This is a genomic window from Synechococcus sp. HIMB2401 (genome assembly GCF_042883245.1).
Taxonomy (GTDB): domain Bacteria; phylum Cyanobacteriota; class Cyanobacteriia; order PCC-6307; family Cyanobiaceae; genus Parasynechococcus.
In genome coordinates this window covers 37,464-50,004 of sequence record NZ_JBDJKK010000005.1, presented here as the reverse complement: position 1 = coordinate 50,004, position 12,541 = coordinate 37,464, and the positions used below count along the sequence as shown (strand labels likewise).

At 60.3% G+C, this 12,541-nt stretch carries 18 protein-coding genes; 7 read left to right on the top strand and 11 right to left on the bottom strand.

Annotated features, from left to right (window positions below; genetic code table 11):
* Positions 1 to 31: 31 nt before the first annotated feature.
* From cpcA to AAXE93_RS11030, 6 genes are all read right to left on the bottom strand, one after another.
* Positions 32 to 520, bottom strand: coding sequence for a phycocyanin subunit alpha (cpcA, locus tag AAXE93_RS11055; RefSeq protein ID WP_115010503.1), 489 nt, complete (start codon positions 518 to 520; stop codon positions 32 to 34).
* 41 nt (positions 521 to 561) lie between these two features.
* Entirely contained in the window at positions 562 to 1,080 is a 519-nt protein-coding gene (locus AAXE93_RS11050) for a phycocyanin subunit beta (RefSeq protein ID WP_114987333.1), read from the bottom strand.
* 134 nt (positions 1,081 to 1,214) lie between these two features.
* Complete coding sequence (locus AAXE93_RS11045; protein ID WP_390130761.1) at positions 1,215 to 2,030, bottom strand: phycoerythrobilin:ferredoxin oxidoreductase; 816 nt, start codon at positions 2,028 to 2,030, stop codon at positions 1,215 to 1,217.
* Positions 2,027 to 2,731 carry a 15,16-dihydrobiliverdin:ferredoxin oxidoreductase gene (locus AAXE93_RS11040; protein ID WP_390130759.1) on the bottom strand — a complete coding sequence of 235 codons (705 nt, stop codon included), beginning with the start codon at positions 2,729 to 2,731 and terminating at the stop codon, positions 2,027 to 2,029. Before AAXE93_RS11040 ends, AAXE93_RS11045 begins: the two co-directional genes overlap by 4 nt.
* Positions 2,731 to 3,342, bottom strand: a complete 612-nt coding sequence (locus tag AAXE93_RS11035; RefSeq protein ID WP_390130757.1) for a phycobiliprotein lyase — start codon at positions 3,340 to 3,342, stop codon at positions 2,731 to 2,733. The genes AAXE93_RS11040 and AAXE93_RS11035 overlap by 1 nt, the downstream gene beginning before the upstream one ends.
* 3 nt (positions 3,343 to 3,345) lie before the next feature.
* A complete protein-coding gene (locus tag AAXE93_RS11030) occupies positions 3,346 to 3,561 on the bottom strand; it encodes a hypothetical protein (protein WP_114987342.1) in 216 nt (71 codons plus the stop codon).
* Positions 3,562 to 3,932: 371 nt separating this feature from the next.
* On the opposite strand from AAXE93_RS11030, the gene cpeB reads away from it, so the two are divergent.
* From cpeB to AAXE93_RS11015, 3 genes are all read left to right on the top strand, one after another.
* Positions 3,933 to 4,487: a class 1 C-phycoerythrin subunit beta gene (gene cpeB, locus AAXE93_RS11025; protein WP_115160586.1), complete on the top strand. Its 555-nt coding sequence runs from the start codon at positions 3,933 to 3,935 to the stop codon at positions 4,485 to 4,487.
* A gap of 56 nt (positions 4,488 to 4,543) precedes the next feature.
* Positions 4,544 to 5,038 (top strand): class 1 C-phycoerythrin subunit alpha, encoded by a 495-nt coding sequence (cpeA, locus tag AAXE93_RS11020; RefSeq protein WP_011932400.1) that lies wholly within the window; start codon positions 4,544 to 4,546, stop codon positions 5,036 to 5,038.
* Between the two features lie 172 nt (positions 5,039 to 5,210).
* The gene (locus AAXE93_RS11015; RefSeq protein ID WP_390130753.1) at positions 5,211 to 5,828 is read left to right on the top strand and encodes a HEAT repeat domain-containing protein; all 618 of its coding nucleotides are present in this window, start codon (positions 5,211 to 5,213) and stop codon (positions 5,826 to 5,828) included.
* 111 nt (positions 5,829 to 5,939) lie between these two features.
* Here AAXE93_RS11015 and AAXE93_RS11010 read toward each other — a convergent pair whose 3' ends face one another.
* Positions 5,940 to 6,824 carry a HEAT repeat domain-containing protein gene (locus AAXE93_RS11010; protein WP_390130923.1) on the bottom strand — a complete coding sequence of 295 codons (885 nt, stop codon included), beginning with the start codon at positions 6,822 to 6,824 and terminating at the stop codon, positions 5,940 to 5,942.
* 82 nt (positions 6,825 to 6,906) lie between these two features.
* Between AAXE93_RS11010 and AAXE93_RS11005 the strand changes: the two genes are divergently transcribed.
* Entirely contained in the window at positions 6,907 to 7,341 is a 435-nt protein-coding gene (locus AAXE93_RS11005; protein ID WP_390130751.1) for a DUF2656 family protein, read from the top strand.
* A gap of 2 nt (positions 7,342 to 7,343) precedes the next feature.
* Here the strand turns inward: AAXE93_RS11005 and AAXE93_RS11000 are convergent, their stop codons facing one another.
* Positions 7,344 to 7,631, bottom strand: a complete 288-nt coding sequence (locus tag AAXE93_RS11000) for a hypothetical protein (RefSeq protein ID WP_390130749.1) — start codon at positions 7,629 to 7,631, stop codon at positions 7,344 to 7,346.
* A gap of 139 nt (positions 7,632 to 7,770) precedes the next feature.
* Here AAXE93_RS11000 and AAXE93_RS10995 point away from each other — a divergent pair, with 139 nt between their 5' ends.
* On the top strand, positions 7,771 to 9,069 hold the full coding sequence (locus AAXE93_RS10995; protein ID WP_390130747.1) for a HEAT repeat domain-containing protein: 1,299 nt from the start codon (positions 7,771 to 7,773) through the stop codon (positions 9,067 to 9,069).
* Positions 9,070 to 9,137: 68 nt separating this feature from the next.
* Here the strand turns inward: AAXE93_RS10995 and mpeA are convergent, their stop codons facing one another.
* The 3 genes from mpeA to AAXE93_RS10980 form a co-directional block, all read right to left on the bottom strand.
* Entirely contained in the window at positions 9,138 to 9,635 is a 498-nt protein-coding gene (mpeA, locus tag AAXE93_RS10990) for a class 2 C-phycoerythrin subunit alpha (RefSeq protein WP_043695066.1), read from the bottom strand.
* A gap of 39 nt (positions 9,636 to 9,674) precedes the next feature.
* Complete coding sequence (locus AAXE93_RS10985) at positions 9,675 to 10,220, bottom strand: bleomycin hydrolase (protein ID WP_114987359.1); 546 nt, start codon at positions 10,218 to 10,220, stop codon at positions 9,675 to 9,677.
* A gap of 151 nt (positions 10,221 to 10,371) precedes the next feature.
* Positions 10,372 to 11,565: a HEAT repeat domain-containing protein gene (locus tag AAXE93_RS10980; RefSeq protein ID WP_390130744.1), complete on the bottom strand. Its 1,194-nt coding sequence runs from the start codon at positions 11,563 to 11,565 to the stop codon at positions 10,372 to 10,374.
* Between the two features lie 75 nt (positions 11,566 to 11,640).
* On the opposite strand from AAXE93_RS10980, the gene AAXE93_RS10975 reads away from it, so the two are divergent.
* Positions 11,641 to 11,946 (top strand): hypothetical protein, encoded by a 306-nt coding sequence (locus tag AAXE93_RS10975; protein ID WP_185186245.1) that lies wholly within the window; start codon positions 11,641 to 11,643, stop codon positions 11,944 to 11,946.
* Between the two features lie 2 nt (positions 11,947 to 11,948).
* On the top strand, positions 11,949 to 12,536 hold the full coding sequence (locus AAXE93_RS10970) for a Nif11-like leader peptide family natural product precursor (protein ID WP_390130742.1): 588 nt from the start codon (positions 11,949 to 11,951) through the stop codon (positions 12,534 to 12,536).
* The last annotated feature ends 5 nt before the right edge of the window (positions 12,537 to 12,541 follow it).

The following is a 12,541-nucleotide window of genomic DNA, read 5'->3' as shown; positions in this document are numbered from 1 at the left end:
CGAGGGGGGCTTGGAATGCAACGTCAGCTGATCAGATCAGGGCGTTGATGGCGTAATCGATGTAGCTGTTGGCTTCGGTAGCAGCGTCGCCGCTGAGGCCGTGGTTGGCCTTGATGTGCTTCAGAGCTTCTACGTACCAGGAGGGGGAGAGCTCGAAGGTGCGGTTGATCTCGTCGAGACCAGCGATCAGGTAGTCGTCCATGGGGCCGGTGCCACCTGCCACGAGGCAGTAGGTGATCATGCGCAGGTAGTAGCCCACGTCACGGGAGCACTTGGCTTTGCCTTCCGCAGTGGCGGAGTAGTTGGACCCCTCCATCTGGGTGGTGTAGGGGAACTTGGTGTAAACGGCCTGGGCAGCACCGTTCACCAGGGAGTCAGCCTTGCTGGTGAGAGCCTTGGCAGCCTCGAGGCTGGCCTTGGCACGGTTGAAGCGACCGGAGGCAGCCTGAACCTCGGTGTTGCTCAGGAAGCGGCCCTGGGAATCAGCTGCTGCAACAGCTTCGGTGAGGGGAGTTTTCATTGATCGTTATGTGAATGAAAGACGTCGAATCCAGGCGCCGATCAGGCGACGGAGGCGGCGGCGCGGTCGAAGTAGGTGCCGATTTCGCTGCTCAGGGAGGCGCAGTCACCAGCGGCGATGCCAGCTTTGTCGTTGACGATGGCCAAAGCGGCGTCCTTCATCAGGTTCACGCCGGCGGCGACAGAAGCACCGGGGGTGCCGAGGGCCAGGTAGGTCTCACGCAGGCCGTTCAGGCAGCGGTCTTCCATCACGGAAGCGTCGCCGGTGAAAGCGGAGTAGGTGACATAGCGAAGGATGATCTCCATGTCGCGCAAGCAAGCAGCCATGCGGCGGGAGGTGTAAGCGTTGCCGCCTGGGGCGATCAGAGCAGGCTGCTGAGCGAACAGCTGGCGGGCAGCGGAAGCAACGATGGTGGAAGCGTTGCTGGAGATGCGGTTAACGGCATCCAGACGCTTGTTGCTGTCGGAAACCATGGCAGCGAGGGCGTCGATCTCGCTGGTGCTGATGAATTGTCCCCGGGCGTCGGCCTGGGCGACAACCTTGGTGAAGGCGTCGAACATGGTTGTTGTTCCTGTGAACTACGTCTGGAAGGGAATTTCAGACTTGGGGGGATGGCAGAAGGCTATTGCCTCGATCCCGACGTCCGCGATTCTGACCAACTGCTCGGGAGCCTCCCGAAAGCTGTTCATAATGCTTAACTCCCTTGCGGCGACAAGGAAGTGGCGGCGGCTTCTTCGAGGTCAAACAGCACGCCGTGGATGTACGACTCCGTCCATTCGCTGCCGTAGAAGCGGGTCAACATGCCGCGGGCTGGATCTTTCTCAGCGCGATAGGCCGTGTAGCGCTTCTGGCCTGAGAGCAGGAGTGCCGCACGCTCATCGTCCACGGCCTGTGCCTCCTCCACTAACGCCAGATAGAGCTGGAGGTAGTCCGCAAAGGCCGGACGGATCACGCGGTCAATTAGCGCATCACCTTCTTCCCCCAGCGGGATCCGAGTCCAGAGAAAGGCAGGTGAGAAATACGGCTGTGCCTCGTCAGGGATGGGGCCCCCGTCGGGCAGTTCGGCGCGCCAGCGCTCGAACAGGGGCATCAGTCGCTGCCAAACAGGTCCCGTGTGATCGGGATCTGTCTTGTCCACAGGTTGCAGGTCAAGAGCAAGCAAGTGCCCGTTGGGCAGCGTCACCAGATCGGCTCCGAAGAACGGAAGATCAAAACGGCTGCTGGGGTTGATCACGAAATTGAGCACCGATGCAGCGGCACCGGCTTCAACACAGGCACAGCGCACCTGGCGCAGCTTTTCGGTTGAGCAGGCCCAGGTGGCCGTGCTGACGGGAACGGGTTTCGCCTTGGATCCCGTGCTCCCCTCTTTCTGCAGGAATCGTTCTGCCACCGGATAAGGCTTCGGCTGCAGAGGGGCCAGAGCGGCGACGGCGGTGTCGAGAAAAGGCTGCCAGCGCCATCCAGGGATCTGGACGGGTTCAAGACTCGACGTGCGGAGGGGAAGGCTCATGCGGGCTGACTGGCGGGGAAGAGGAATTCGTGCAGGAATCGGTCGGACCAGTCCTTGCCGAAGTGACTGGTAAACAAGCCGTGGGCTGGATCGCGTTCAGCGCTGTAAACGTCGTAGGCGTTCTGGAGTCGTTCCACCTCGGATGCCGCCAATGCTGACTGCCCCTTGGCCTGGTCATGCATCGACCAATAAGCCGAGAGAAAGGCATCGAAAGCTTGGGGAAGCGATCCCTCCGCTTCCTCGGCACCGCCGCGGCAGAACAGTAACCAAGGAGAGAAGTATTGGTTGGGATCGAAGGAGCGCATGGTTTCCTCACCGTTCAGCTCGGGATACTGCTCGTGCAGCGCCCTGAGGCCTGTGAAGTGGCGCTCCAGGTACTCCTTGTCCTGAATCAGCGGCTGAAAGTCGAGAACGGCCACCAATTTCTGACGGGCGCCGAACCAGAGCAGGTCCACCCCCATCAGCGGGTGGTCCAGGCCGTGCTCGGGATAGGCCACTGAATTGAGAACCTGCAGACTGTCGCCGGCATCGAGCCTGGTGACGCGCCAACGGCGGAAGCCTGGAACACTCCAGAGCCAGCTTTCGATCTTGCCGCCACTTTTGCTGGATTGGCAGTGTTGCAATCCCTCGGGTACAGCAGCGGGTTGCCCCCCCCGCTCCTGAATGCCCTGATGCAGTTGCTTGAGAAAGGAATCGAACATCAGTGTGTGGTCTCCAGCACGGGTGAGTCAGCGACCTGGCGGGCCTTGTCGGCCATGGCCTTGATGTCGTCGTCGCTGGGGCAGCGCAGTTCGGTGCAGTACGTCGTCATCGACACGCCATCGAGGCACTGCACGGAACTCACGCGCATGCGCACCTGATCGGTCACGAACCAGCAACGCTCTGTTCCCACGTTCGTGTCGTATCGGGTTGTGATGGTGAGAACGCCGTCATCGGCGAAGGTGTAGGTGCTCACCACCGATTTTTTCTCGACGTAACCGACGTCTCGAAGCAAAAAGCCCTTACGGAGGTTGCCCTGTTCAGGCACATCGACAATGACGGCGGCGTAGTCATCGTTTCGAACCGCCTTTTTGAGGTTGCTTTCCCACCAGAAGCGGCCTCCACCGGCGGCGCGGTCTGTCGCCACCTGCAGTTCGTCACAAACCCTCTGCACAACGGGGTCGGAAGCATCGAATGGCTCGATCACCAGATTGGAATCAGCCGCTTCATCGTCCTGATGGTCGAGGTGATGAATTGAGCGGCGGTTCAACCAGGTGCCCCGGCTGGCCTGGAGGAAGTCCGCCATGGTCATTGGCGGGACAAATGACGTCATCGCTCAGGCGTTGGTCATGATCTCTTGCTGCTTGAGCAGCTGCTCCAGCACCTCTTCGAGGCGTTGCAGTTCCGCATGCTCAGCAACAGTTGCGTCGATTCGCTTCTGCGGCAGCTTCAGCTTTTTTCCCATGGCGATCACGTCCTCGCGCAGGCGGTTGCGGTACGCCTCGAGCTCGGCAATCGAATCGTTCAGTTCTTGCAGCGTGGGTTCGGCCATCGGTGCTCTGCGGTGGCACGAGGGTAAGCCGCATCAGGGATCTGCCGGTGATGCCTCTACGGCGACCTACTTATTAATAGATGTGGGTCGAAAAACCTGAATCCAAGCTGGAAAAGCGCTCTGATTGCTCGGCAGATGGCCCTATCGCCGCTGGAGAGTTCTGCATCAACTCGCAATATTTGTCGGCTAAGTGACGAACCGTTGCGTGAACACCCCCCTTTCGCAGGGGTAGCCCGTTGACCCAGTTACTTTTTTAGGGCGCTTCGCAGGCCAAGCCTGAAACGTTCAGCTCGATTCTCTTTTTGAGGAAGGCGCCGTCGTTTCACACCTGGTAGTCGAGAAGCATTCCCTCCCCCTTGTCTGGCTTTCCAATGCTCGACGCATTCTCCCGTTCCGTCGTCAGCGCTGACGCCAAAACTGCTGCTGTGGGTGCTGGCGATATCGCCGCTCTCCGTCAGTACGTTGCTGAAGGCAACAAGCGTCTGGACGCTGTCAACGCCATCACCTCCAATGCCTCCTGCATCGTGTCCGATGCAGTCACCGGCATGATCTGCGAGAACACCGGCCTGATCCAGGCAGGTGGTAACTGCTACCCCAACCGCCGCATGGCTGCTTGCCTGCGTGACGGTGAAATCGTTCTTCGTTACATCTCCTACGCCCTGCTGGCTGGCGATGCATCCGTGCTGGATGACCGCTGCCTGAACGGCCTCAAGGAGACCTACATCGCTCTGGGTGTTCCTACCCAGTCCGCTGCCCGCGCTGTGGCCATCATGAAGGCCTCCGCCACCGCCCACATCGGCGAGACCAACACCCCGGCTAACGGCGGCACCAAGTTCCGCAAGATGGAGACCATCCAAGGCGATTGCTCCGCTCTTGTTGCTGAGGCTGCCTCTTACTTCGATCGCGTGATCAGCGCCGTCGCCTGAGTCAATCGGGTTTTCCCATTTCCTCAACACCAACCTCCATCTAAAGGATCTCCACGATGAAATCCGTCGTCACCACCGTTGTGACCGCTGCTGACGCAGCCGGTCGCTTCCCCTCCCAGAACGACCTCGAGGCCGTCCAGGGCAACATCCAACGCGCCGCCGCTCGCCTCGAAGCCGCTGAAAAGCTGGCTGCTGGCCTCGACGCCGTCACCAAGGAAGCCGGCGATGCCTGCTTCAACAAGTACCCCTACCTCAAGCAGCCCGGTGAGGCTGGTGAGAACCAGACCAAGGTGGACAAGTGCTACCGCGATCTGGGCCACTACCTGCGCCTGATCAACTACTGCCTGGTTGTCGGCGGAACCGGCCCTCTGGACGAGTGGGGCATCGCCGGCGCTCGTGAGGTGTACCGCACCCTGGGTCTGCCCACCGGTCCTTACGTCGAAGCTCTCACCTACACCCGCGATCGCGCTTGCGCTCCTCGCGACATGAGCCCCCAGGCTCTGAACGAGTTCAAGTCCTACCTGGACTACGTGATCAACGCTCTTTCCTGAGCATCTGCTTCGCGTCACTCATTCATAGGAATCAGGAGGCCGAAAGGCCTCCTTTTTTTATGCTCATGTCGACGGATGTCGTTCAACTTGAATGATGTTCATTGGCAGCACTGCTCCACTTAGGCTGCAAAGAACCCTGCTGTTCAGGGGGCTTTGCAGTTTTTAAGTTCTGATGACTTCGCAGTCGCAGGTTGAACGTCCGGATCTGGATGCGTTGTTTGCGGATCTGGCCCATCCCAACCCCCATCTGCAGACCCAGGCCTATTTGGCGATGGTTGACCATTGGCCAAACGAGTCGATGCCACGCCTGATCTCGCTGTTGGATCAACCCGATGTGTCCTTGCGTCGCGCTGCTGTGCGAGGGCTCGGAGCTTTTGGTGCGACAGCACTGCAACCCCTGGCGGAGCTGTTTGAAGCCAGTACGGATGGCACGGTGCGCGCCAGCTGCGTGAAGGCCTACGCCCAGATTGCATCCAACTACCCGGATCAGACCTTCTCTCCTGCCGCGATGGCTGTGCTGGAGAAGGCACTGTCGGACGACTCCCCCGTGGTGTCGCAGTCCGCGGTGATGGCCCTTGGCCAGGTGGGTGTTCAAGCGCTTCCGTTGCTGATTCAGATCTGCAAGGGAGACAACATCGCCCATGTGCAGTCAGCTGCCATGGCGTTGGCTGAAATTCCTGATCCCAGTGCGGAAGCCTGTCTCAGAGAGGTGCTGGCTCATCCATCCACCGATCCGCTGTGCCGGCAGATGGTGGAAGCCTCCCTCGGCCGTCTGGAGAGCAGTCGATAAGCAAAAAATACGGGACGAAGGCCCCTCAGCCTTCGTCCCGTAGTTGCGCATGCAGTGCTCGACGCGAACACCACGGATGTGACACTACGTGAACGATGCGTGCAACTGTGTTCAGTCGTCTCTGCTGAGCTGATTCACAACAAGTTTCAGCACCACGGCAACTGACGGGTCGCTCTCCGTCTCCATGCACTGCTGGAGTTGCCCGATCACGGAAGGTTCCTCCAGTTTCATCAGCGCCAAGGCAGCATTTTTGCGAACCAGTGCCGCTTCGTCCCGCAGGTTCGGAAGCAGCAGTGGGATGGCCCATTCGCTTTCGTTGAGCTTGCCCATCAGGGTTGTAGCTTCAGCACGCACGTCTTCATCTGCATCCCGCAGGGCATTGGTGAGCAGTTGACGCGCATCCTCATCACCAAGGTTCTGGATTTGATCCCCGAGGGCGGCGATGGCTGCCGTGCGGATCTGGGCATGGGGTGATTGGGCAGCCTTCCGCAAGGCCTCCGGGGCCCGTGCCCCCACGAAGGCCAGGCCCCAGCTGGCCAGGCCCGTCTGCATGGGCGTGCTGCCAGGGTCCACCAGGATGTCGAGCAATCCGTCAACGGCAGCGGGGCCAATGGCGGCCATGGCGCCAACGGCCGATCCCTGGACGACCGGATCGGCATCGTTGAGCAGAGCCTTCAGCAGGAATGGAAGGGCGCGTTGATCGGAAATCAACGTCAGCGTTTTGGCGGCCGCGCGGCGTACCGTCACGTTCTCGTGGTCGCACATCGCGGTGCAAAGGGCTGGAACGGCAGCACCACCAACGGTGCCGAGGCTTTCGGCAAAGGTGAGGCGCAGCAGTCCACGCCGGTCTCCCAGGCCGGCCACCATGCGCTCGATCGCCTGGGTGTCACCAGCGAGACGCTCACCCTGCCGCAGTTGTTGCTTCAGCTCCTCAGCCAGTTGCTCGGCTTCCTCTTCGCTCAGCTGAATCGTTTCAGGGCTGCTTACGGGAGACATCGATTCGGTCACGGCAAGGCTGAAGCAGCCATTCATTATCCGTTTCTCCCATCGCTAAGGTCACCGGACTGCACTGTTTGTTGTGACCCGATTCGTCCTTTCCCACAACCTGCAGATCCAGGATTCCGCCGTGCCTCCTCTCGCCTTTGATGCCCTGGCCAAGGCGTTGGCGGAGCAGTGCAATTCGGTGACAGCGTCGGAAGCGCTCAGCCACCCGCATTGGAAGATCAGCCTCGAGTCCACGGCGACTCCAGGACAGTTGGCTGAAGAGATCAGTCAGGCCTGGCGCAAGATCCGCGCTGATCAGGGACATTCCACCGACCATGCCGTCATGGCGCTTGGTGGTCGTAAGGATTCCGAGGGAACGCCCGGCGCCCCGCTTCAGCAGGGAGGCTGGGGTGTGGACGTGGTGGAAACCCGCGATCCAGACGGGTTTCTGCAGGCGATCAATTGGAGTGGACTCACGGCTGGCCGGCCGGCCGACGGCATCTTCCAGGTGATTGATCGCCCGGCTTGACTTCAGCCGCGCTTGCGACGTCCGGCGCGTCTGGCTGGCTTCTTGGCAGCAGCTTTGGGAGCCTCTTCTTTAACGGCGGCCACGGGTGCGGCTGCTGGGGCCGGTGCGCTGGCTTCACCGGAGCCGTAGGAGAACGCCACCGAATCAATCGCAAGGCCACGGTTGTGTATCGACTGCATGCTGCGGCAGAGCTGTGCAAATGGCACCCGCACCGAGCGTGCCGTCCAAGGGCGCGAACCGGGCTCAATCCCTGTTCGTACAGCAATGGATGTGGCGAGGGTGGGTCCCATGGCAGGCGATGTGACTGCGTTGAAGATGCCGCAGCTGCCGGGATTTTCGAGCCTTTCGCAATCTTCCTTACGAGAGCAGATCCACGCCTTCCGCTCTGTGGGGTCCTGCAGAATTAACCCCCCCCAAGAGCGTGCTGCCTTGACCGGAGCTTTTGACAACATCCATCCGGGGCTGTCCCAAGGCGATGCGATCCGCCTGCTGAGCACTCCTCTCGAGGAGCTGGAGTCACAGAGTGATCCCTACATGGCGGCGGCCCATCTGATCAATTTTCCGGGCCGCGAAACGGAAACGGCGTTGATCGCCTTGGTGATGGATGCGGAGCAAGCGCAACCGCGCAAATTGGCCCGGCGGAAGGCAGTGGAAGTGCTGGGACGGCTGGGCTGTCAGGAGGCCACGGCTGCCATCGCCAACTGCCTCAACAGCGACGACCCCTATCTGGTTGAGAACTCTGCTTTTGCGCTTCAACAGCTGAACTGCCAAGACTCCGCCGTTCATAAGGCGTTGCAGCAGCTGTTGTTAGACCCAGCCCAGAACCGACGGGTGTTGATTCAGAGCCTTGCCGCGTTGAACGTCTCCGAAGCGGAGCCGTTGATTGCGAGCTTTCAGACGTCTGATCAGCCGGGGGTTCGCGGTGCGGCCATCAGTGCCAGCATCCGTCTGGGTGGCAGCCGAGACCACGTCTCTGTTCTTGGCGAGCAGACGTTGTTGCCCAATCAGATGGATCGCCAGTCGGCGATTCAGGATGCGATCAATGCCGGAGCAACGGAGCTTCTGCCTCAGATCCTGCGCGCACCTGTTTCGCCGGTGTTTCGGATGCGGGCGTTGCGTGCGCTCTGGCCTGAGGGCCGGCTGCAGAACGATGGCCTTGATTTGATCGAGCTGCTTGATGGCTTGATCGTCGATCGACCGGAAGCCTTGGAACTGGTTCACGCCTACGACCAGCCGCCCTCAGCCGATTTCCTGATCCAGGAATTCTTCGGCACGGATTTCAGTCGCAGTTACCTCGCACTCCAGACCTTGCAGGACCATTCAGCGGAGCAGCTCTGGCCGGCTCTGGAGCAGCGATGGCATGCCGAGGCCCACAACGACTATGGGGCGCATTACTTTTTCATCCGCCTGTTTTCAAGGATCGGGCCCTGGCCTGATCAGGCCCTCGGCCTGATCGAATCCATCCTTGCGGAGGCCATCACCACACGCCGGCCGCAATTCATGAAATCCAAGCCGGCTGCTGTGTTGGCCATGGCCGGTTTGAAGCTCGTGAAGGATCTAGACACAACAATGGCGTCATGGCTTGATCCGCAAGCCACGCCGTTCTGGGAAGCCCGCTACGCCGCTGCGATGGTGGCGTCTCCCGCGCAGTTGGCGTCGGCACTGGATGACCCTGAGCCCTTCGTGGCGATGCGTGCCCGAGCCGCCTGCGAGGCCACCGCTGGTTGAACATGAAAAAAGGGGGCGGATGAACCGCCCCCTGCAATGGAGTTCGAATCGAATCTCTCGGCTGAGAATCAGGCGAGGGAGTTGATCACGTAGTCCAGAGCAGCGTTGTACTCGGTCAGAGCCTGGGGGCTCAGGTCGCGAGGAGCGCAGCCGTCGTTACGCATTTGGGTGAAACCAGCAACGTAGGTGCCGGGGTCGATGCTGAGGGCCTTGTAGACCTCACGCTGACCGTTGATGGCCAGTTCGTCCAGAGGGCCGGTGCCGCCAACAACCAGGGAGTAGTTGATCAGGCGCAGGTAGTGGACGAAGTCGCGCTTGCACTTCTCCTTGCCTTCGGTGGCGCACTGGCGGGGCTGACGGCCGGTGGCACCGTTGGGGTACTGGGTGTAGACGGCGTCGACAGCACGCTGAGCGATGGCGTCGTAGTTCTGAGCGATTTTCTCAGCAGCCTCGAGACGGGCGGCTGCACGCTGCAGGGAACCCTGCACAGACTCCAGGTCGGAGCTGGTGGGGAAACGGGAGCCGCTGTCTGCGGCGCCGATGACGGTGGTGAGAACGGACTTCATTGATTTAAAAGAAGGTTGTGCTTGAAAATCTCAGGCGGTTCAGCTGATGGCGCTGATCACCATGTCGAAGTAGGAAGCAGCCTCAGCGGAGAGAGCGTTGCAGTCGCCTTCAGTAACAGGCATCTTGCGCTTCTCACCAGTGGTGTTGTTGGTGTTGGTGATGTGCGCACAGGCGGAGGCCTTCATGATGGCCACAGCGCGGGAAGCGGAACCGGAAGGAACGCCCAGAGCGGCATAGGTCTCGCGCAGACCGTTCAGGCAGCGGTCCTGCAGCACGGAAGCGTCACCAGCCAGCAGGGCGTAGGAGACGTAGCGCATGATGATCTCAGCATCACGCAGGCAAGCAGCCATCTTGCGGTTGGTGTACACACCACCGTTGGGGGCGGTCAGGCCGGTGTTCTCGCAGCAGATGCCTGCAACGGAGTCGGACACCACGCAGGAAGCGTTGGCGGTGATGGCGTTCACGGCGTCCAGACGCTTGTTGCCCTCGGCGATGAATGCCTTGAGGTCGTTCAGCTGAGCGCCACCGATGAAGCTGCCGCTGGAATCAGCGGAAACAGCCTGCCTAGAGAATGCGTCGAGCATAATCAAATGCTTAGGAGAGGGGGGTAGATGCGATGCATCACCCCGGGACCGTACGCCGCCCGCCAAGTCATGGGGGCAATTGCTTCAGGCTTCTCAATACAAATTTGCACTGAAAAAAGAAAGAAAAACAAAAGTGCGGAGCGGCTTCGATTTAAGAGAGAAGGAGTGCCACTTCGCGGCAGCTCCACTGCAGCGGCTGCCAGGGATGGCTGCGGCCAACCTCTTCCAGCAGTGATGTTTGATCCCGCAGCTGTAGTCGCAGGCAGCTCCAGGCGCCCGCGATTCGGGACTTCGCATATTGCGGTGCTGTTTCCGCCAGTGCATCACGCACCAGGTCGCTGCGTTCATGCAGCTCCAGCAGTCCGGTGCAGCTCGCCAGCAGGTAGTGAACGCCGTAGTCGCTGCCGAGGCTGGAGCGCAACGCATCGATCTGATCGAGTTGCGCGGCTCTGGGCATCGCCATCAGAGCTTTGGCGGCGGCGTACTGGCGGGCTTCGTCCCGATGCTGCAGTCCCTCCTTGATCGCTTCGGGTTCGGCAGCGGTTTCGGGGATGCCGTCCAGGTTCAACTGCCTTGGATCGTCCTCAAGCAGCTCCTTCAACAGATCTGTCGCATCAGGATCAACGGCGCCCGCTTGGCTGGTGGCCATCTGAAACGCACTCTTGGCGCGCAGGGGCATCGAGACCGGGCAACGGATCAACGCCGCCAGGGCTTCGATCCGGCCCGCATCTCCCAGATCGATCACGGCGGCCCGTCGTCGCCCGGGGTTGTCATCCCGGAGCTGCTCTACAAGCGGATGAAGACCTTGCTGGTCGCCCAGAACCCGAACGGCATAGGCATGGGCTGCTCCCGCCACCAGGGGATTGCTGTCGTTGCGGCAACGATCAATCTGGCCGCTGGCATCGTTCATGCCCAGGCGGCAGAAGGCCTGAAGCACGGCCCGGCGTTGGTTGTCGGGGCCCTGAAGCGCTTGCAGAAGTGCCGTTTTCTCCTCCTTATTTAGAGGTGTACCCAGCCGGGCGATGGCATCAGCCGCATTGACGACCGTGGGTTCGTCATCGGCCTGTAGGGCAGCAAGAAGAACAGGAAGCGCCGAGCCGTCTTTGCGTCGGCCCAGGGCTTCGAGGGCCTTGCGCCGGGTGATGCGTTCGTAGAGGTCGTCGGAGTCGTTGGCTCCAGCGGCCAGGAGTCTCTGAAGGGACTCGGGGGATTGGCAGGCTCCAAGACGGGTTGCGGCGAGATATTTAAGGCCGGGATTCTTGAGCTCGGCGGGCGGCTTGAGCAACGTTTCCATCGCCGTCTCTTCACTCATTCCAGCGAAAAGAGTGTCGAAGCGTTCGCTCATTGCCGATCAAGAATTTGAAAAACCTGAGGATGGTTCATTTGGCTTATGATCCCGTCCAGCCAAAGCTTAAGCCGAATGGCCGTTGCCGAAAGCGCAGCTCAAGAAATCCGTCGATTTGTTGAATTGCATCAATCCGGATCGGCGTTGAATCAAATTGCTTCGCTTGATGATCTCAATGCATTGTTGAAGCAGGCCGAAAGCCCTTTGGCTGCCTCACTTATCCCGCTTGAGCAGGCAACGCGTCCCCCCAAGATTCTGGTGGATTCGGGGGTAACAGAATCAAAGGTGCCGTGGCGAATTCTGCAGTGCCCTGGTGGTCCTTTGGTGCTGCAGATGATCTGTGAAAAGGTTAATTTTGCCCTCTGGATTCAGGAGTGTTGATGATGGCCAACTCTGAACTTGAGCGTTTCGTCCAGGCGATTGCTGATGATCATGGGCTAGCCACGGGGATCAAGACGCTTGGCTCCCATTACGACATCGTTGCCTACGCCAACATCCGCGGCTACGCGATCACCTTGGCGGAATGGGGGAGATATCTGGCCATGGATTGGTTGCAGACCTCCGATGCCGATCTGGCCTCTGTTCACCGGGCCGATCCAGCCCATTGGAGCTGGGCGTTTCGTCAATTGTCCCGCTGGCGTGCGCTGTTGATGGATGGTGCTGAATCCGAGGGGATGCTTGGCCCTGCAGATTTTGCAGTAACCCCGGATCAGTCCGTTGCCCAGCCGGCTAGCGCCCCGGCATCCAGCCTCACGGATGCAGAGAAAGATGCGGCTTTGGCGTCGTTCATCCAGCTGGTGAAAACACGGCCTGATCTCAAGGACCAGGTGAAATCAGCACGGAACCAAGATGAAGTGATTGGCTTGGCTCAAGCCCAGGGTTTCGCGATTGATTCACTCACGCTGTTGCGGAGTTGGAGTCAGGTGTCTGACTTCAGCAAACCCACCTGGTTTGGCTGGTTTGATGATTGATCGCT